The sequence below is a fragment of the Microbacterium sp. ABRD28 genome (assembly GCF_003850245.1).
Classification (GTDB): Bacteria; Actinomycetota; Actinomycetes; order Actinomycetales; family Microbacteriaceae; genus Microbacterium.
This window is the reverse complement of the sequence record NZ_CP031015.1, coordinates 1,680,156-1,698,236: the sequence shown is the minus strand read 5'-3', so window position 1 is coordinate 1,698,236 and position 18,081 is coordinate 1,680,156. Positions and strand designations below refer to the sequence as shown.

The 18,081-nt window shown below is 69.5% G+C and carries 22 protein-coding genes; 5 read left to right on the top strand and 17 right to left on the bottom strand.

Annotated elements, in window-relative coordinates:
• Window positions 1-5 precede the first annotated feature (5 nt).
• The 4 genes from DT073_RS08210 to DT073_RS08195 are packed head-to-tail and all read left to right on the top strand — an operon-like array spanning window position 6 to window position 2,617.
• A complete protein-coding gene (locus DT073_RS08210) occupies window positions 6-653 on the top strand; it encodes a hypothetical protein (RefSeq protein WP_124292950.1) in 648 nt (215 codons plus the stop codon).
• Window positions 650-949 carry a transcriptional regulator gene (locus tag DT073_RS08205; RefSeq protein WP_124292949.1) on the top strand — a complete coding sequence of 100 codons (300 nt, stop codon included), beginning with the start codon at window positions 650-652 and terminating at the stop codon, window positions 947-949. The genes DT073_RS08210 and DT073_RS08205 overlap by 4 nt, the downstream gene beginning before the upstream one ends.
• Window positions 946-1,851 (top strand): ABC transporter ATP-binding protein, encoded by a 906-nt coding sequence (locus DT073_RS08200; RefSeq protein ID WP_124292948.1) that lies wholly within the window; start codon window positions 946-948, stop codon window positions 1,849-1,851. Before DT073_RS08205 ends, DT073_RS08200 begins: the two co-directional genes overlap by 4 nt.
• A gap of 13 nt (window positions 1,852-1,864) precedes the next feature.
• Window positions 1,865-2,617 carry an ABC transporter permease gene (locus tag DT073_RS08195; protein ID WP_124292947.1) on the top strand — a complete coding sequence of 251 codons (753 nt, stop codon included), beginning with the start codon at window positions 1,865-1,867 and terminating at the stop codon, window positions 2,615-2,617.
• A 19-nt stretch (window positions 2,618-2,636) separates the two neighbouring features.
• Here the strand turns inward: DT073_RS08195 and DT073_RS08190 are convergent, their stop codons facing one another.
• From DT073_RS08190 to infC, 11 genes are all read right to left on the bottom strand, one after another.
• Complete coding sequence (locus DT073_RS08190) at window positions 2,637-3,623, bottom strand: NAD-dependent epimerase/dehydratase family protein (protein WP_124292946.1); 987 nt, start codon at window positions 3,621-3,623, stop codon at window positions 2,637-2,639.
• Between the two features lie 65 nt (window positions 3,624-3,688).
• Window positions 3,689-6,220: a phenylalanine--tRNA ligase subunit beta gene (gene pheT / locus DT073_RS08185; protein ID WP_124292945.1), complete on the bottom strand. Its 2,532-nt coding sequence runs from the start codon at window positions 6,218-6,220 to the stop codon at window positions 3,689-3,691.
• On the bottom strand, window positions 6,220-7,269 hold the full coding sequence (gene pheS, locus DT073_RS08180) for a phenylalanine--tRNA ligase subunit alpha (protein WP_124292944.1): 1,050 nt from the start codon (window positions 7,267-7,269) through the stop codon (window positions 6,220-6,222). The genes pheT and pheS overlap by 1 nt, the downstream gene beginning before the upstream one ends.
• A gap of 42 nt (window positions 7,270-7,311) precedes the next feature.
• The gene (locus tag DT073_RS08175) at window positions 7,312-8,226 is read right to left on the bottom strand and encodes an amino acid ABC transporter permease (protein ID WP_124292943.1); all 915 of its coding nucleotides are present in this window, start codon (window positions 8,224-8,226) and stop codon (window positions 7,312-7,314) included.
• The gene (locus DT073_RS08170) at window positions 8,223-8,879 is read right to left on the bottom strand and encodes an amino acid ABC transporter permease (protein ID WP_124292942.1); all 657 of its coding nucleotides are present in this window, start codon (window positions 8,877-8,879) and stop codon (window positions 8,223-8,225) included. The genes DT073_RS08175 and DT073_RS08170 overlap by 4 nt, the downstream gene beginning before the upstream one ends.
• A 63-nt stretch (window positions 8,880-8,942) precedes the next feature.
• Window positions 8,943-9,848 carry a glutamate ABC transporter substrate-binding protein gene (locus DT073_RS08165; RefSeq protein WP_124292941.1) on the bottom strand — a complete coding sequence of 302 codons (906 nt, stop codon included), beginning with the start codon at window positions 9,846-9,848 and terminating at the stop codon, window positions 8,943-8,945.
• Between the two features lie 126 nt (window positions 9,849-9,974).
• Complete coding sequence (locus DT073_RS08160) at window positions 9,975-10,694, bottom strand: amino acid ABC transporter ATP-binding protein (RefSeq protein WP_240638836.1); 720 nt, start codon at window positions 10,692-10,694, stop codon at window positions 9,975-9,977.
• A 184-nt stretch (window positions 10,695-10,878) separates the two neighbouring features.
• Window positions 10,879-11,688: a TrmH family RNA methyltransferase gene (locus DT073_RS08155; protein ID WP_124292939.1), complete on the bottom strand. Its 810-nt coding sequence runs from the start codon at window positions 11,686-11,688 to the stop codon at window positions 10,879-10,881.
• An 80-nt stretch (window positions 11,689-11,768) separates the two neighbouring features.
• Window positions 11,769-12,152 carry a 50S ribosomal protein L20 gene (gene rplT / locus DT073_RS08150; protein WP_124292938.1) on the bottom strand — a complete coding sequence of 128 codons (384 nt, stop codon included), beginning with the start codon at window positions 12,150-12,152 and terminating at the stop codon, window positions 11,769-11,771.
• A gap of 33 nt (window positions 12,153-12,185) precedes the next feature.
• Window positions 12,186-12,380, bottom strand: coding sequence for a 50S ribosomal protein L35 (rpmI, locus tag DT073_RS08145; protein ID WP_124292937.1), 195 nt, complete (start codon window positions 12,378-12,380; stop codon window positions 12,186-12,188).
• Window positions 12,381-12,468: 88 nt separating this feature from the next.
• Window positions 12,469-13,101: a translation initiation factor IF-3 gene (infC, locus tag DT073_RS08140; protein WP_124292936.1), complete on the bottom strand. Its 633-nt coding sequence runs from the start codon at window positions 13,099-13,101 to the stop codon at window positions 12,469-12,471.
• A gap of 241 nt (window positions 13,102-13,342) precedes the next feature.
• Between infC and DT073_RS08135 the strand changes: the two genes are divergently transcribed.
• Window positions 13,343-13,738, top strand: a complete 396-nt coding sequence (locus DT073_RS08135; protein ID WP_124292935.1) for a DUF1844 domain-containing protein — start codon at window positions 13,343-13,345, stop codon at window positions 13,736-13,738.
• A gap of 19 nt (window positions 13,739-13,757) precedes the next feature.
• On the opposite strand, the gene DT073_RS08130 is transcribed toward DT073_RS08135, so the two are convergent.
• Genes DT073_RS08130 through DT073_RS08105 form a run of 6 tightly spaced genes read right to left on the bottom strand, consistent with a single transcriptional unit; the run spans window position 13,758 to window position 18,072 of the window.
• Window positions 13,758-14,546: an SseB family protein gene (locus DT073_RS08130; RefSeq protein WP_124292934.1), complete on the bottom strand. Its 789-nt coding sequence runs from the start codon at window positions 14,544-14,546 to the stop codon at window positions 13,758-13,760.
• Complete coding sequence (gene priA / locus DT073_RS08125; RefSeq protein WP_124292933.1) at window positions 14,530-15,276, bottom strand: bifunctional 1-(5-phosphoribosyl)-5-((5-phosphoribosylamino)methylideneamino)imidazole-4-carboxamide isomerase/phosphoribosylanthranilate isomerase PriA; 747 nt, start codon at window positions 15,274-15,276, stop codon at window positions 14,530-14,532. Before priA ends, DT073_RS08130 begins: the two co-directional genes overlap by 17 nt.
• A 52-nt stretch (window positions 15,277-15,328) precedes the next feature.
• Window positions 15,329-15,979 carry an imidazole glycerol phosphate synthase subunit HisH gene (gene hisH, locus DT073_RS08120; RefSeq protein WP_124292932.1) on the bottom strand — a complete coding sequence of 217 codons (651 nt, stop codon included), beginning with the start codon at window positions 15,977-15,979 and terminating at the stop codon, window positions 15,329-15,331.
• Window positions 15,976-16,584, bottom strand: a complete 609-nt coding sequence (gene hisB, locus DT073_RS08115) for an imidazoleglycerol-phosphate dehydratase HisB (RefSeq protein WP_124292931.1) — start codon at window positions 16,582-16,584, stop codon at window positions 15,976-15,978. The genes hisH and hisB overlap by 4 nt, the downstream gene beginning before the upstream one ends.
• Window positions 16,581-17,675 carry a histidinol-phosphate transaminase gene (locus DT073_RS08110; RefSeq protein ID WP_205782909.1) on the bottom strand — a complete coding sequence of 365 codons (1,095 nt, stop codon included), beginning with the start codon at window positions 17,673-17,675 and terminating at the stop codon, window positions 16,581-16,583. Before DT073_RS08110 ends, hisB begins: the two co-directional genes overlap by 4 nt.
• 31 nt (window positions 17,676-17,706) lie before the next feature.
• Window positions 17,707-18,072, bottom strand: a complete 366-nt coding sequence (locus tag DT073_RS08105) for a LysM peptidoglycan-binding domain-containing protein (RefSeq protein WP_124292929.1) — start codon at window positions 18,070-18,072, stop codon at window positions 17,707-17,709.
• Between the last annotated feature and the right edge of the window lie 9 nt (window positions 18,073-18,081).

The window sequence follows — 18,081 nt, the reverse complement described above, 5'->3', positions numbered from 1 at the left end:
TTTGCGTGAGTGATCAAACGAATCCCGGCAGAGATCAGGCGGAGCGGATGCTGCGGGTCATGCAGTCTCAGCAACGGATGACCCAGAGCCGCCTGGTGCGCAGCTACGTCGTGCTGCTGGCGGTGTGGGCTGCGGCCTGGGCGATCGGTTTCGGCGTGCTGTATCTCTCCGCGACACCCGACCCCCTCGTTCCCGCAGCCGCCGCGTGGCCGGTCTTCGCCGCCTGCATCGTGGTCGCCATCGTCTGGTCGATCGCCACCGGAGTGAGAAGCGCCTCATCCGGGATCCGCGGCGCTTCCCGCGTCCAGGGGATGCTGTACGGCTGGTCGTGGACGATGGCGATGGTCGGTGCATCCATCCTTCTCGCTGGCGCCCAGCGCGTCGGCCTCCCGCCCGACACCGCCGCCGTGCTCTACCCCGGAGTGTTCGCCCTCGTCGTCGGGATCCTCTACCTCGGCGGCGCACTCTGGCGTTCCCTTCCGCAGTATGCGCTCGGGGTCGTCTTCATCGCCGTCGCCGGGATCGCGACGTTCCTCGGCACACCCGTGCACTACCTCGTCTACGCGGTCGTGGGTCCGATCGCGATGCTCGTGGTCGCGGTGCTCCTCGGCCGCGGTGTCCTGCCGCTCGAGCCGCGACGGGACACCGCGTGAACGATCTCGATCCGGTCATCCACGCTCCGGCGCGGCTCCGCATCATGACGGCACTCACCGAGGCGCTCGCCGACGGCGATGACATCACCTTCCCCGCCCTCCAGAAGCTCCTCGACATGACCGCGGGGAACCTCACCACCCACCTGGCAAAACTCGAGGCCGCCGGTTACGTCGGCATCGCCAAGGCCTTCTCCGGCCGCAAGCCCACCACCTTCATCACGCTCACCCCCACCGGGCGCACCGCATTCCGCACCTACCGCGCTCACCTGCTCGACCTTCTCGGAGGATCCTCATGACCCGCCCCGTCCAGCTTCTCGGCGTCACCAAGCGCTTCGGCGACGTGACCGCACTCGACGACGTCTCGCTCGAGGTCGATGCCGGGCAGTGCGTGGGTCTTCTCGGGCCGAACGGCGCCGGCAAGACCACGGCACTCTCCCTCCTCACGGGCGTCCGACAGCCGACATCGGGAACCGTTCGCCTCTTCGGCGCCGACCCTCGCGACCCCGCAGCCCGACGGTCCCTGGGGAGCACGCCCCAGGCGACGGCGCTCCCCGACTCTCTGCGGGTCAAGGAAGTGCTCGAGCTCGTCGCGGCGCACTATCCGGCCCCGGCGCCCCGAGACCGGATCGTGTCGGAGTTCGGTCTCGACGACCTCGTCGACGCCCTGTGCGGCGGGCTGTCGGGCGGCCAGCAGCGCCGCGTCGCCGTGGCGATGGCGTTCGTCGGAGACCCCCGCCTCGTCCTCCTGGACGAACCGACCACCGGGCTCGACGTCGAGGGGCGGCGTGCGCTGTGGCAGGCCGTGCGCGCCCGACACGCGGCGGGCTGCACGGTCATCGTCACCAGCCACCATCTGGAGGAGATCGAGCAGCTCGCCGAGCGCGTGGTCGTCATCGACGACGGGCGCATCCGAGCCGATGACACGCTGTCATCGATCATGGCCGGTGTCGGCCGCCGTCGGGTCACGCTGCGCGGCGTCGAGCCGGCGCACCTTCGCGCCCTCGAGCCCGACGCCGCCATCACCGTCGTCGACGGCGCATCCCTCGGCCCTTCCGCCCTGGTCAGCGCGGTCGTCTCCGACGCCGACGCCTTCGTGCGAAAGCTCGTCGCACACGAGCTCCCCTCCTCCGACCTGCAGGTGCGCGGCGCCACGCTCGAAGAAGCCTTCCTCTCGCTCACCTCACCCTCCTCCCGCTGACGATCGGAGACCCATGTCCACGCTCGCCCTGGCCGCGACCCACGCCCGCTACAACCTGGTGGAGACCTCCCGCGTGCCCATCGCCGTGCTCGGGTCGCTGGTCTTCCCGAGTCTCGCCTTCTGCCTGTTCGTGCTTCCGCAGCCCGCGGTGCGGGGGTCAGCGGAGTTCGCCACCGCCGCGCTGTGCTCGATGGTGGTGTTCGCCTTCATGTCGGCGGGCCTGTTCTCCCTCGGCATCGAGCTGGCCGAGCAGCGGGCGAAACCCTGGACCCCCTACCTGCGAACCCTTCCCGGAGCGGCGAGCGCCCGCATCCTGGGTCTGCTGTCGGCGACCCTGGTGATCTCCGTGACGGCGATGGTGCCGCTTCTCGTGATCGGCGGCCTCTTCACCCAGGCTCGCCCCGAACCCCTCGATGCTCTCGGAGCGATAGCCCTGGCGGTCGTGACCGCGGCCCCGTCCGGGCTCATCGGCATCCTCATCGGCACCCTGACCGGCCCGAAGGCCGCGATCGCGGTGACGCAGGTGGCGATGTTCCTCCTCGCCTTCGGCGGCGGACTGTTCCTCCCCCCGCAACTGTTCCCGCGGTGGCTCGACGTCGCCTCGGCTTTCCTCCCCGTCCGTCAGGCGCGCGAGATCGTGGTGAACGTCGCGCTGGGCACCGCGGTTCCCCTCTGGGCGGTCATCGGCATCGTGGCCTGGACGCTGGTGCTCTCCCTCGTCGCCGTCATCGCCTATCGGCGCGACGAGGGTCGCCGATACCGTTGACGGGATACGCCACGCCGGCTCAATCCCTGCCCCGCCGCACCGCGATGAGCTCCTCCTCCTCCGCGCGCCTCAGCCCGCTGCTGCGCTCGCGGGCGAGCCCCCGCGCGCGTTCGTCGGCGAGGGTGCGCCGGAGGGTGTCGCGGACGTCGCGGAGCGAGCCACCGGCGGCGCTGTACGCGGCATGCGAACGCGTCGCGAACCCCGGCATGTCGCTCGGCAACCACAGCGGGAGTGACCGCGGCCCCATCCAGTACTGCACGTCGTGTGCGACCAGCCACTCGTCGTCCGCCTCGACGACATCACCGCCGTGACCCGCCACCTCTCGGGCGGCGTCGATGAGCGCGCGGAGCGGCATCGGGTCACCGACGGCGTTGGACACGATCGCGCGCTTCTCCGCCCCGCACCCGACGAGGAAGGCGGCGAGGTCGTCGACGTCGATCACCTGCGCCATACGGCCCTCGAACGTCGGCGTGAGGACGGGCTCCTCCCCGGCGAGCGCGAAGCGCGCGACCCAATAGCCGAACCGATCGGTGGGGTCGCCCGGGCCGACGATGAGGCCCGGGCGCACGATCGCGGCCCGATCACCGAAAGCGTCGCGGACGGATGCCTCAGCGGCGGCCTTCGCACGCGAGTAGTCGTACTCCTCCCCCGGCCGAAGCGGCGCACTGACCTCGGCGCCCTCGTCGGCGCCGACGACGTCGTTCGCCGCGTACACCGACAGCGACGACACGTACGTCAGATGACGGGCGACCGGCGCGAGCGCGGCGACCGCCGCTGCGACGTGCTCTGGCGTCGAGGAGATCTCGACCACCGCGTCCCACTCGCGCTCGGCCACGGCGTCGTACGCTCCCGGCGCCGCCCGGTCGGCGGCGATGAGCTCCGTTCCGTCCGGTGCAGGTCGCCCGCCGCGCGCAAGACAGGTGACGCGGGCACCTGCGTCCGCCCAGGCGCGGGCGACCCGACCGCTCAGCCAACCGGTCCCGCCCAGGATCAGCACATTCGTCATGCCGACATCCCATCAGAGCATCGGGCGGGACGACACCGCGTTCCGCTCCGGGCAGAGCGCAGCGGCTACTCGCGCAGGCTCGCCCCGAAGCGCTCCGCGGCGACGGCGACGCCGGCGAGCTTCGCCTCCGTCGCCTCGGCAGCGGTGAGCGTGCGGTCGGGCGCACGGAAGCGGAGGGCGAACGTCAGACTCTTCGAGCCCTCCGCAACCCCAGCCCCCCGGTAGTCGTCGACGAGTCGCAGCGACTCCAGCAGGTCGCCCGCGCCGTCGACGAGCGCGGTGCGGACATCGGATGCCGGTACGGCGGCGTCCACCACGAGCGACACGTCCTGCGTGGCCGCCGGGTAACCCGACAGCGACGCAGCAACGACCTTCTCGCCCGCGAGGGAGAGCACGAGGTCGAGATCGAGTTCGGCGACGATGACCCGGCCGGGGAGGTCGGCATCCTCCGCGACGGACGGGAGGAGCTCCCCGACGTAGCCGACGGCGGTCGCGCCGACGGAGAGGACTCCGGTGCGTCCGGGGTGCAGCGCCGCGCGCTCGCCCTGCGCGACCTCGATCGTCACGCCCGCCGCCGCAGCGATCGTACGAACGGCGTCGAGCGCGTCTGCGACACCGGCGTGTTCCGCGGCGAGGCCGGGCTGCTTCGACGTGATCGACCCGGTGAGAAGCACCGCGACATGGCGGTGCTGCGGGGGGATCGACGCGTCGAGGGCCGTCAGCGTCGCAGCGTCCGGCCGGATCGCCAGGGGCGGAACGACCTCGGTGCCGTAGGCGATTCCCGGCTTCGGAAGGAACACGACGCCGGTCTCGAACAGCGCCAGATCGGTGAGACCTCGCGCGACGTTCCGGTGCGCCACACGCAGCAGCCCCGGCACGAGGCTGCGGCGGAGGAACGGCGCCTGCCCGTCGAGGGGATTGGCGAGCTTGACACTCGGCAGGTGCGCCCCCGACGCCGATCCGTGCAGATCGTTCTGCTCTTCGGTCGTGAAGGGGAAGGACGGTGTCTCCACGTAGCCGGCGGCGGCGAGCGCGTTCGCCACGCGACGTCGCCCCTGCTGCGCCGATGTCAGACCGCGGCCGGACGGCGGGGTCGGCAGCACAGAGGGGATGCGGTCGTAGCCCTCGATGCGGGCGACCTCCTCCGCCAGGGTCCACTTGTCCGTGAGGTCGGGGCGCCATGACGGCGGGAACACGACCCAGTTGCGGTCGTTCTCGCGCACGTCGCACCCGATGAGCTCCAGGGCGCGGACGATCTCGGCTTCGGTGTAGTCGACGCCGATCAGCGCGGGCACGAACGGGCGCGGGAGCTCGACGCCCGGCGTTTCGATCGTCGCGTGAAGCGCGCCGCCGGCGCGGGTGTCGGTGCCGCCGGCGTACTGCACCATCAGCTCGGCGACGCGCGCTGCGGCGACGAAGGCGATCGCCGGGTCGACGCCGCGCTCGAAGCGGCGTGACGCCTCGGAGGGCAGCTTGTGACGGCGGGCTGTGCGGGCGATCGAGACGGGGTCGAAGGTCGCGGCCTCGATGAGCACGTTGCGCGTCGACGAGGTCATCTCGGTCGTGCCGCCGCCCATGACGCCGGCGAGGCCGATCGGTCCCGACTCGTCGGTGATGAGCAGATCCTCAGGGCTGAGCTCCCTCACCTTGCCGTCGAGGGTCTCGAGCTTCTCGCCCGCGACCGCGCGACGAACGGTGATGCCCCCGCGCAGTGTGTCGAGGTCGTAGCCGTGGATCGGCTGTCCGAGCTCCACCATGACGTAGTTGGTGATGTCGATGAGGATGCCGAGCGAGCGGATGCCGGCGAGCGAAAGCCGCGCGATCATCCACGCCGGCGTGGGCTTGGTCGGATCCACGTCACGAACGATGCGTGCGACGAACTCCGATGCCCCGACCCGGCCGCGGATGGGGGCCCGATCGTCGACGGCAACGGCGAAGGCCGTGTCGTCGTGGAGGTTGACCTCCCCCCATTCGCGCGATCCCGGGTCGCGGAAGGCCGCACCGGTCGCGTGGGAGTACTCGCGTGCGACGCCGCGCACCGACAGCGCATACCCGCGGTCGGGCGTGACGTTGATGTCGACGGCGACGTCGTCCAGACCGAGCAGCGTGATCGCGTCCGAGCCGACGGGAGCATCGATGCCGAGCTCCACCAGGCGCAGGATGCCGTCGTGCTCATCTCCCAGGCCGAGCTCCTTCGCCGAGGCGATCATGCCGTCGGAGACATGACCGTATGTCTTGCGCGCCGCGATCGGGAAGGGGCCGGGCAGGACGGCGCCGGGAAGGGTGACCGGCACCTTGTCGCCGACGAAGAAGTTGCGCGCACCGCACACGATGCCGTGCACGGCGGGTCCGCCGTCGGCGGCCGGCTCTCCGTCAGGTGCGACCTGCACCTGGCACCAGCGAATGGTCTTGCCGTTGGACTGGGGCTCCTCGACGAACTCGAGCACTTCGCCGACGACGATCGGGCCCTGCAGGTCGAAGCGGTGCACGTCCTCCTCTTCGAACCCGACGCGCACGAGCGCGGCGAGCACGTCCTCGGGGGCGGCGTCCGCCGGCACATCGACATACTCACGCAGCCACGAAAGCGGGACGCGCATCAGACCACCATCCCGAACTGCTCGCTGAAGCGCACATCGCCCTCGGCCATGTCGCGCATGTCCTGCACGTCACTGCGGAACATCAGTGTCCGCTCGATCCCCATTCCGAACGCGAAGCCCGAGTACTCCTCGGGGTCGATCCCTGCCGCGCGCAGCACGTTGGGGTTGACCATGCCGCATCCGCCCCACTCGATCCAGCGCGCCCCGCCTTTGAAGGTCGGGTGCCAGAGGTCGAGCTCGGCCGACGGCTCGGTGAACGGGAAGTAGTTGGCGCGGAAGCGCGTCTTTGCTTCGGGCCCGAACAGCACGCGTGCCGCGTGGTCGAGCGTGCCCTTGAGGTGCGCCATCGTGATGCCCCTGTCGATCACGAGTCCCTCGAACTGGGTGAAGACCGGCAGATGGGTGGCGTCGAATTCATCGGTGCGGTACACCCGGCCGGGGCACAGAACGTAGATCGGCAGGTCGCGCTCGAGCATCGAGCGCACCTGCACGGGGCTGGTGTGCGTGCGCATGACGAGGTGTCGATCGACCGGGTCGACGAAGAAGGTGTCCTGCATCTGGCGCGCCGGGTGGTCGGCGTCGAAGTTCAGAGCGTCGAAGTTGAACCACTCGTGCTCGAGCTCGGGACCTTCGGCGATCTCCCACCCCATGCCGACGAAGATGTCGGCGACCTGCTCCTGGAGGAGGGAGATCGGATGCCGCGCGCCGACCCGGGCGCGGGCCGGGAGCGCCGTCACATCGATCCGCTCGGCCTCGAGGCGCGCGGCGGTCTCGGCTGCCGCCACCTCTGTCTCGCGGGCGGCGAGAGCCTGGGCGACCCGGCCGCGTGCCTGCCCGATGAGCTTGCCGAATTCGGCCTTGCGCTCGGGCGCCACGTCGCGAAGGCGCGCGTTCAGGCGTGACAGCGCAGACCCCTCGCCGGCGTGTGCGGCGCGAGCCGCTCTGAGCGAGGCGGTGTCGGCCGCGGCGCCGACGGCGAGCAGGGCTGCGTCCACGGCAGCAGCAACCGCCTCAGGGGTGATCTCGGGCTTTTCGGGGGCGTCGGACACGAAGACCGAGTCTACCGACGCGGCGGGCGGGGCCCCGACGCGTCAGGGCGTGGCCCGATCGGCCGCATTTCCTGCCCCCCTCTGAGCGACGATGAGCTCTGTGTCCGTGACCTCCTGCGTCGGCTGATCCGCCCCGGCGACACGTCCCGTCTTCGCCGATCGCCGCAGTCGTTTCTCGACGGTGTTCGCGATGAGTGACAGCAAGAGGCACAGTCCGATGTAGATGGCGGCGACGATGATCGTGGCGGGCACGATGGGCGAGTCGAGCGTGGCTTGAGAGCCGATCGTGCGAGCGAAGAAGAGCAGCTCCGGGTAGGTGATGATGAAGCCCAGGGCGGTGTCCTTCAGAGTGACGACAAGCTGTGCGATGATCACCGGCATCATCGCTCGGATCGCCTGCGGGAGAAGGACAAGGCGCATGACGCCGGCCTTGCGGAGGCCGATCGCGTACCCTGCCTCGCGCTGACCACGCGGAAGCGACTCCACCCCCGCGCGGATCACTTCGGCCAGAACGGAGCCGTTGTAGGCGATCAGCGCGATGACGACAGCCCAATACGGCTCCATGCGGATGCCGACGACGGGCAGCCCGTAGTACAGCAGGAACATGAACACCAGGACGGGGATGGCGCGCAGAACTTCGACGACGGCGCCGACCGGGATCCGCAGCCACGCGTGGTCCGACATCCGTCCTATCGCGAGGACGAAACCGAGGACGAGCGCCCCGAGACCGGCCACAGCGAACGCTGCGAGGGTTCGACCCGTCGCCTCCGCGATCTGTATCCATACGTTGGTGTACGTGAAGGCGGACCATTTCTCGGCGGTGAACTGGCCTGTGACGGCCAGCCGCCAGATGAAGAAGCCGGTGATGGCCGCGACGACGATGATCGTGAGGACGCCGAGGACCCGGTTGCGCGCGATCGCGCGGGGACCGGGGACGTCGTAGAGGACGGAGCTCATCGTGCCACCTTCCAGCGGTTCTCCAGCGTTCGCTGACCCCATGACAACAGGAGGACGAGAGCGACGAAGATCACCATCACCCACAGGATCACGAGGAATTGGTTCTCGCCGCGCTCACTGAGGTAGCTGCGTATCGATCCCAGGTTGACGACGGAGAACCCTGCCGCGACGGTGGTGTTCTTCAGCAGGGCGATGAAGACGCTCATCATCGGGGGGATCACCGAGCGGAAAGCCTGCGGAAGGACGACCAGCGACATCACCTGACCGAAGGTCAGCCCGAGGGCGCGCGCAGCCTCGGCCTGGCCGACAGGAACGGTGTTGATGCCCGAGCGGATGGTTTCCGCGACGTACGTCGCGGTATAGATCCCGAGAGCGCAGATGGCCAGAGTCAGTGACACCTGAGCCGTCAGCCGGAGCCCCAGAAGCGGGGGCAGCGCGAAAGCGAACGCGAAGAAGACGAGGGTGAGGGGGGTGTTGCGGATGGTGTTGACGTACAGGGTGCCGACACCGCGCGCGATCGGTATCGGTGACACCCTCATCGCCGCGACGATCGTGCCCAGGATCAGTGCGACGAGACCGCCGCCGAAGAACAGGATGAGGGTGCCCAGGAGGGTCTCCCCCCACAGGTCGAGATTGTCGGTGACGACTCCCATGTCTCCCCTTGCGGTCGCACGTGTGGCCCCGGGGGCGGCAGTCGACCGCCCCCGGGGGTGGAATCACTCGTCGGCGGTCGGCTGCTCGCCCTCGATACCGGCGGGAGCGAGGTGCTCCTCGAACAGGGCGGTCCACACGTCGCCGCCGTCATTGAAGAGCGCGTTGATGTGGTCCTTCAGTGCCGTGTCGCCCTTCTCCAGGCCGACGCCGTAGCGCTCCTCACTGAACGGCTCGCCGGCGATCTTGAGCTCGTCGGGCTCGAGCGCGACGTAGCCGGCGAGGATGGCCTCGTCCGTCGTGATGGCGTCGACCGAGCCGGCCTTCAGCTGCTCCACGCACTGTGAGTAGGTGTCGTACTCGACGGTGTCACCGGGGCTGTACTCGTCGCGGATCCTCTGGAGGGGCGTCGAACCCGTGACGGAGCAGACGATCTTGCCGGCGAGGTCGTCCGGACCGGTGATGTCTTCATTGTCGGCCGCGACGAGGAGTCCCTGACCGGTGATGAAGTACGGTCCGGCGAAGTCGATCTGCTCCTTGCGGGAGTCGGTGATCGAGTAGGTCCCGACGTAGTAGTCGATGTCGCCGTTGACGATGGCCTGCTCGCGGTTGGCGGAGGGGATGGTTTCGTAGGTGATCTGGTCCTCATCGAAGCCGAGCGAAGCGGCGATCCAACGGGCGATGTCGACGTCGAACCCGGTCCGCTCGCCCGTCGTGACGTCTTCGAAGCCGAGGCCGGGCTGGTCGTTCTTGACGCCGATGACGACGCCGTCGCGTTCCACCATCCGCTCATACGTGGGGCTGTCGGCGAGATCGACCTCGGTGGCGACCTCCCAGAGAGCGCCGGTGTCCTCACCCCCGGACTCTCCGCCACCCGAGGTCCCGGTGGGCGATCCGCTGTTGCAGGCGGTGAGGGTGAGGGCGGCGACGGCGGCGAGGCCGATACCTGCGATCAGACGTGACGTACGCATGTGAGTACTCCTTGGTTTCGTGCGGCTTTGCTGGTGTTCTGCGAGGGTTCCGTGTGTGCATATGTCCGACGTCGGGCGCGTGCGGGCAGCGATCTCGTGACGGTTCGCCGATCCTTTCTGGAGGGGTCAGTGCGTGATGAGCTTGGAGAGGAAGTCTTTCGCGCGATCGCTGCGCGGCGCAGTGAAGAACTGCTCGGGCGGGGCTTCTTCGACGATCATCCCGTCCGACATGAACACCACCCGGTCGGCTGCCTTCCGAGCGAAGCCCATTTCATGGGTGACGACGATCATCGTCATGCCGCTCTCGGCGAGGCCGACCATCACGTCGAGGACCTCGTTGATCATCTCGGGGTCCAGTGCGCTGGTCGGTTCATCGAACAGCATCAGCTTCGGCTGCATCGCGAGGGCGCGGGCGATGGCCACCCGCTGTTGCTGCCCACCGGAGAGCTGAGCGGGAAGCTTGTCGACCTGCTGTGAGACCCCCACCCTCTCCAGGAGCTCCCGCGCCTGCTTCTCCGCTTGGGCCTTCTTGACGCCTTTGACCTTGATCGGGCCGAGCGTGACATTGTCGAGGATCGACAGGTGGGCGAAGAGATTGAAGGACTGGAAGACCATGCCGACGTCCGCTCGGAGCGCAGCCAGGGCCTTGCCTTCTTTGGGAAGCTCGTCACCGTCGATGGTGATGGACCCGCTCGTGATCGTCTCGAGTCGATTGATCGTGCGGCAGAGTGTGGATTTGCCCGACCCCGAGGGGCCGATGACAACGACCACTTCGCCGCGATTCACCGACAGATCGATATCTCGGAGCGCCTGGAAGTCACCGTAGTGCTTCTGAACGTCGGACATCACCACAAGGGGCTCGCCGCGACGAACCGCGATGTTGGACGTCCGCGGCGCCGCCGTTGGTGCATCAGATGCCATGCCTGCCACCCTAGGCCGACGGCCCCGTCGACACCGGTCAAGTGAGCAGACCTTAACCGAGTTGTAACAGCAGCTGTTTCACACCGGCTGACGCTGCGCGTGGGAGATCTCAGCCCTGCGCGAGCACCGCGCGCTGCGCGAACGCGGTCTCGTAAAGGCACACGCTCGCGGCTGTGGCGAGGTTCAGCGACTCCGCAGCGCCATAGATCGGCAGACGCAGCGACACGTCTGCGAGGGCGAGGGCTTCGGGTTCGAGCCCCCTCGCCTCATTGCCGAACAGCCACGCCGTAGGCTCCGCCAGCGACGGGCGATGGGCGAGAAAATCCTCTCCCCCGACATCCGCCGCGACCACGCGAACGCCCGCCGCACGCGCGCGCTCGACGGTGGAGACGAGATCGACGCCCACGGCCACGGGGAGGTGGAAGAGCGAACCGGTGCTCGCCCGGACCACCTTCGGGTTGTAGGGGTCGACGGTGCGACCGGTCAGGATGACCGCGTCGGCGCCGACCGCGTCGGCGGCGCGGATGATCGTGCCGAGGTTGCCCGGATCGCGCACCTCCTCGCAGATGGCGAGCAGTCGGGGTTCGGCGGCGAACACGTCGCGCACCGCGGTGGGGGTCTGCCGGGCGACGGCGACGATCCCCTGCGGGGTGACCGTGTCGGCCATCGCGTCGAGGACGGCGTTGCTGGCGAAAGACACCTCGATGCCGGCGTCACGCGCGGCATCCCGGATGTCGGCGTGCTTTTCCAGCGCGGTCGGCGTCGCGTAGAGATCGACGACCGTGTCCGGCCGATACGCCAGCACCTCCCGGGCGGCCTGCGGCCCCTCGAGCAGGAAGAGCCCCGTCTCCTGACGGGCGCTGCGCTTGGTGAGCTTCGCCACGGCGCGCACGCGCGGCGACCGCGGATTCTCCAGCACAGCCCCAGCATACGGGCGCGAAGGGCAAGCGACAGGGCACCCCTCCGTCCGGAGAGGTGCCCTGTCGAGGATGCCGGGAGTCAGGCGCTCTTGGGAGCGTTGACGTTCTCGGGCAGTGCCTGCTTGGCCGTCGCGACGAGCGAGGCGAAGACGGCCGGCTCGTTGACCGCCAGCTCGGCGAGCATGCGGCGGTCGACCTGCACGCCCGCAAGGCCCAGGCCCTGGATGAACCGGTTGTAGGTGATTCCGTTCTGACGGGCAGCGGCGTTGATGCGCTGGATCCACAGGCGGCGGAAGTCGCCCTTGCGCTTACGGCGGTCGCGGTAGGCGTAGACGAGCGAGTGGGTGACCTGCTCCTTCGCCTTGCGGTACAGCCGCGAACGCTGTCCGCGGTAACCGGACGCGCGCTCGAGGATGACGCGACGCTTCTTCTGGGCGTTGACAGCCCGCTTTACTCTGGCCATTTCGTTTCGTTCCTAACCTTCGAGTCCGGGTGCTCAGCGACCGAGCAGCTTCTTGGCGACCTTGGCGTCGCCCGGGGCGAGGACCTGGTCCTGCGAGAGGCGACGGGTGCGCTTGGTGGGCTTCCCCTCGAAGTTGTGGCGCAGGTTCGCCTGCTGCTTCATGAGCTTGCCGGTGCCGGTGATCTTGAAGCGCTTCTTGGCACCCGAATGGGTCTTCTGCTTCGGCATCTTCTCGTTCCTTCTGGTCTCGCCCGGAGGCGGGGTGGGATCCCGCCGGAGCGGGAGTCTGATCCCGCACGGCGTGCGGGAAGTCGGGTTATTCGGCCGGCGCCTCGGCGTCGCTGCGCGGCGCGCGGGCGGCTTCCTTGTTGGCGGCGCGCTGCGCGTTCTGCTCGGCCTTGGCCTCGGACTTGTTCTTGTGCGGTGCGACCACCATGGTCATGTTGCGTCCGTCGATCGTGGGGTTGGACTCGACAGTCCCGAACTCCGCGACATCCTCGGCGAACTTGCGCAGAAGACGCACGCCCTGCTCGGGGCGGGACTGCTCCCGGCCGCGGAACAGGATCATGGCCTTGACCTTGTCGCCGGCCTTCAGGAAGCCTTCGGCGCGCTTGAGCTTGGTCTGGTAGTCGTGAGCCTCGATCTTCAGGCGGAACCGCACCTCTTTGAGGACGGTGTTGGCCTGATTGCGGCGGGCCTCCTTGGCCTTCTGCGCGTTCTCGTACTTGAACTTCCCGTAGTCCATGATCTTGACCACGGGGGGCTTGGAGTTGGGGGCGACCTCGACCAGATCGAGATCGGCCTCCTGAGCCAGACGCTGCGCAACCTCGATGCGGACGACGCCGACCTGTTCGCCGTTGGGGCCGACGAGTCGGACCTCGGGAACGCGGATGCGCTCATTGGTGCGGGGATCGCTGATGCGGAACTCCTCTTCGGTGGCGGTTGGCATCCCGCGACGCGGTGCGACGCGGGGCGATCGAAGAACCACCCACCAGCGACGGCGCGAGAGCGCCGACTTTCCGCACCCGGTCCGTTTCCGGCTACCCCGAGCGCAGTGCGGCCGAGGCGGAGTGCTTGACCCGGTAGCCTGGAGCGGCAAGCGCGGGTGGGATGTGATCCTCTTTCGAACCGGAGCAGATTGCTCCGAGCCCGCTGAAGTCTACCAGAGAGTGCGAGCGGCCAGCATCGACATGGATACCCGAGACGATTCCGCGCCCGCGGGCGATTTCCGGCCCGCCCAGTGGGAGGAGCAGGATGCCGCGGCGTCGGCGGCCACGCGAGACATCGCCGACGTGCCGGCGGTCGAGGTCATCACCACCACGGCGGTGCACCTGATGAGCGCGGCCGCGGTGAAGGTGGGGCTCGCCGACGACCCCGCGACCCAGCTCGACCTCGACGAGGCCCGCAAGCTCATCAACGCGCTGGCGGGACTCATCACCGCCGGAGCTCCCGAGATCAGCGACATGCACGCCCGGTCGCTCCGCGACGGCCTGCGCTCGCTGCAACTGGCCTTCCGCGAGGCATCCGTCATCCCCGACCCCATCGGCAAAGGACCTGGCGAGAAGTGGACGGGCCCGGTGACCTGACCCGGGTCCGGTCGATGGATCAGGCGCCGCGACGGAGTTTGATCGTCAGGGAGTCGACGAGCACGGCGATGCGATCATCGGCTGCCCAGCGCTTGGCAAGGCGGGCCAGCACGGCGTCGAGCTCGCCGCGATCCAGACCCTGGACGAGCTGAAGCTCGACGACGAGCTCCGGGCCGCGCAACCGTGCCGTGGGGTCTCCCGGCGCGAGGGAGAAGTCGATGACGGCGAGCTCGCTTCCCACGCTCTCGCGAAGACCGGCGTAGACCTCCGGTGAGGTGAAGCTGGGCTCCCAGCCCTCACCCTGCGCGATCGCCCACACGGCGGGCCTCCGCAGCACGAACTCCGTCGGCGACCCCGGGTCGATCACGATCAGCTCGGTGTCCTCAGCGGCCACGGCGAGGGCGGTGCGCACCCCGTCCGCCGGCACCGGACGTGCGCCGGCATCCCATCGCGTCATGGTTTCGACGGAGGTGAAGACGGGGAGGACGCGGCGACCGTCAGGGGCGGCCACCGACACGATCGACAGCTCCTGGGTCTTGTCCACGGCGAGACCGTGCGGACCCACCCCCTCGTCGCCCTTCTCCGCGATGAGCGGAATCAGAAGCCGCGCCGTCCGGTAGGCGTCGACGACCGCCCGCTCATCGCCCTCGCCGCGCCGGAACGCCTCAAGGGCCGCCAGCAGCTGCGGGTCGGCACGGCCGTCGTCACCGGCGTGCGGGTTGGGCTGGAAGGCGCGCCCCTCCCAGGGCACCCCCGCCGAGTCGGCGTGGGCGGGGTGATCGTGCGAGGGGTCAGTGTCCGGCGACATCCAGAGCCTCACCCAGGGTGAAGGCCCCGGCGTACAGCGCCTTGCCGACGATCGCACCTTCGACGCCGAGGGGCACCAACTCGCGGAGGGCGGCGATGTCGTCGAGGCTCGAGACCCCTCCCGACGCCACGACCGGCTTCGGGGTGCGCGCCGTCATCTCGCGCAGCAGTTCGAGGTTCGGACCGCGAAGCGTCCCGTCCTTGGTGACGTCGGTGACGACGTAGCGGCTGCAGCCCGCGCTCTCGAGGCGCGTCAGCACCGTCCACAGGTCGCCGCCGTCGCGCGTCCATCCGCGCGCGGCGAGGGTCGTGCCGCGGACGTCGAGGCCGACCGCGACGAGGTCGCCGTAGCGCCCGATCACGTCGGCCGCCCACTCGGGGTTCTCCAGGGCTGCCGTACCGAGGTTGACCCGGGCGGCGCCGGATTCGAGCGCGGCCTCGAGCGAGGCGTCGTCGCGGATACCGCCGGAGACCTCGACCTGCACGCCACGGACCTGCTTGATGACCTTCCGCAGCACCGCGGCATTGCTGCCGCGCCCGAAGGCGGCGTCGAGGTCGACGAGGTGGATCCACTGGGCCCCCTGGCGGGCCCAGTCCAGCGCCGCCTCCACGGGGTCGCCGTAGTTGGTTTCGCTGCCGGCTTCACCCTGGGTCAGTCGCACCGCTTTGCCGCCCGCCACATCGACGGCGGGGAGAAGGGTCAAAGCGGGCGTGGACGCGAAATCGTTCATGGCTCCCTGCGGGGTCGTGGGGCGCGGAGGATCGCCGCGCGAAGGCACGGTTTCAGAGGGTAGCCCTGCGAAGGCCCGTGATCCAATTGGCCAGCAACCGTATGCCGGCCGCCCCCGACTTCTCGGGGTGGAACTGCGTGGCCGAGAGCGGCCCGTTCTCGACGGCGGCCAGGAACGGCTCGCCGTAGGTCGTCCATGTCAGCGCCGGCTGGGGGAAGGGGTCATGGACCTCGAGCTCCCAGGTTCTCGCGGCGAACGAATGCACGAAGTAGAAGCGCTCATCGGCGAGCCCGGCGAACAACCGGCTCTGCGGATCGGGGGTGACGGTGTTCCATCCGATGTGGGGAAGAACCGGCGCGTCGAGCTGCGTCACCTCGCCCGGCCACTCGCCGAGCCCCGCGGTGTCGACGCCGCGTTCGCGTCCCCACTCGAAGAGGACCTGCATGCCCACGCAGATGCCGAGGACGGGAAGGCCGCCGGCGAGCCGACGTTCGATGAGCTCGTCCCCGCGCCGGGCCCGGAGCGCCTCCATCACCGCCCGGTACGCGCCGACGCCCGGCACCACGAGTCCGTCGGCATCGCGCACCAGTCCCGGGTCGGCGGTCAGGCGGGCATCGGCACCGGCTTCGACGAGCGCCTTGACGGCGCTGTGGACGTTGCCCGACCCGTAGTCGAGGACGGCGACGAGCGGACGGTCGCTCACAGAGCCCCTTTGGTGCTGGGAACGCCGTCGACCAGGGCGTCCCACGCCTTGGCCGCCCGGAACGCCCGGGCGAACGCCTTGTATTCCGCCTCGGCGATGTGGTGAGGATCACGGCCGCTCAGCACCTCGACGTGGAGGGTGAGCCCGCCGTGGACGGCGAGGGCTTCGAAGGTGTGCCGGACGAGCGAGCCGGTGAAGTGGCCGCCGATCAGGTGGAACTCGAATCCTGCCGGCTCGCCCCCGTGCACGAGGTAGGGCCGCCCGCTGATGTCGACGACCGCGCGGGCGAGCGCCTCATCCAGTGGCACCATGGCGTCGCCGTAGCGGGAGATTCCGGCCTTGTCGCCGAGAGCCTGGCGGATGGCCTGGCCGAGGACGATCGCGGTGTCCTCCACCGTGTGGTGAGCGTCGATGTCGGTGTCGCCGTGGGCACGGACGGTGAGGTCGGTCAGGGAGTGCTTCGCGAAGGCCGTGAGCATGTGGTCGAAGAACGGAACCGTGGTCTGGATGCTGCTTCGACCGGTCCCGTCCAGATCGAGCTCGAGCTCGACGGTGGACTCACTGGTCGCACGGCGAAGCGACGCGGTACGCGCAGGACGGGTCATGCGCCCGAGTCTATCGACGCCAGGGCGTCCAAGAAGGCGGTGGTCTCTTTGTCGGTGCCGGCCGTCACCCGCAGGTGGTGCGGGATGCCGACGTCACGGATCAGCACGCCCCGGTCATAGAGCGCCTGCCATGTCGCCGCGGGGTCTGACACGCCTCCGAACAGCACGAAGTTCGTCCATGACTCGTACGGTTCGTACCCGAGGGCCGACACCGTCGCCGAGATCCGGTCGCGCTGCGCGACGATCTCATCCACCATCCGCAGCATCGTCGGCGCATGCTGGAGCGCGGCGGTCGCGGCAGCCTGGGTCAGAGCGCTCAGGTGGTACGGCAAGCGCACCAGGCGAAGCGCGTCGATGACGGCCGGATCCGCGGCGAGGTAGCCCACACGCGCTCCGGCGAAGGCGAAGGCCTTGCTCATCGTGCGCGAGACCACCAGTCGCGGCCGGTCGGGCAGGAGCGTCACGGCGGACGGGGCGTCGTGGGGCGCGAACTCGACATAGGCCTCGTCGACGATGACGATGCCGCGCGTCGCACCGTAGACGGCGTCGATGACCTCGAGCGGGAGCGGTGTACCCGTCGGGTTGTTCGGAGCGCACAGGAACACCACATCGGGTTGGGCCGCGGCCACCTGGGCGGCGGCGGACTCGGCGGAGACCGTGAAATCGTGCGCGCGGGTGCCCGCCTGCCAGGTCGCTCCGGTTCCCCGGGTCAACAGGGGGTACATCGAATATGTCGGGGCGAATCCGAAGGCGGTCCGCCCTGGGCCGGCGAACGCCTGCAGGAGATGCTGGAGGACTTCGTTCGATCCGTTGGCCGCCCAGATCTGCTCCCGGACCAGGCCGTGACCGAGGTAGTCGGCCAGGTGCTCGCGCAGACCGGTGAACTCGCGGTCGGGGTAGCGATTCACCTCGCGGAGCGCGATCGCCACAGCGTCGAGGATGTCGTCGGCCACCTCCGCCGGAACCGGGTGGGTGTTCTCGTTGACGTTCAGCGCCACGGGCAGTTGAGCCTGCGGCGCGCCGTAGGGGGTCCGTCCCCTCAGATCGTCGCGGATGGGAAGGTCATCGAGCGTCGCACTCACCCTTCCCATCGTACGGCGCCTCGCCCGTCGGGCCTGCGGGTCAGTCGGCGTACTCCGCGGGGATCGCCAGCTCCTGGCCGGCCGACACGAGTCCCGCGTCGAGGCCGTTGAGACGGCTGAAGGCCGCAACCACATCCCGAGGGTCGGCGGCAGGGGCCACGCGCTCGGCGATCGCCCAGAGAGAGTCACCCGCCTGCACCGTGACGGTGTCGAAGGCCCCGGCCGGCGCACCGTCGGCGCGAGTGGCGAGCGCTGAGCCGCCACTGATCATCGCCGCGCTCAGCGCGACGACGGCGGGCAGCGCGGCGAGTGTCGCGAGGACACGGCGCCCGCGGGCGGTCAGCCGCAGCCGGGTCGCCGCGGCGGCACCCGTCATGGTTCCCGTCGAAATCGTGATCGCGCTCATGATGTGCTC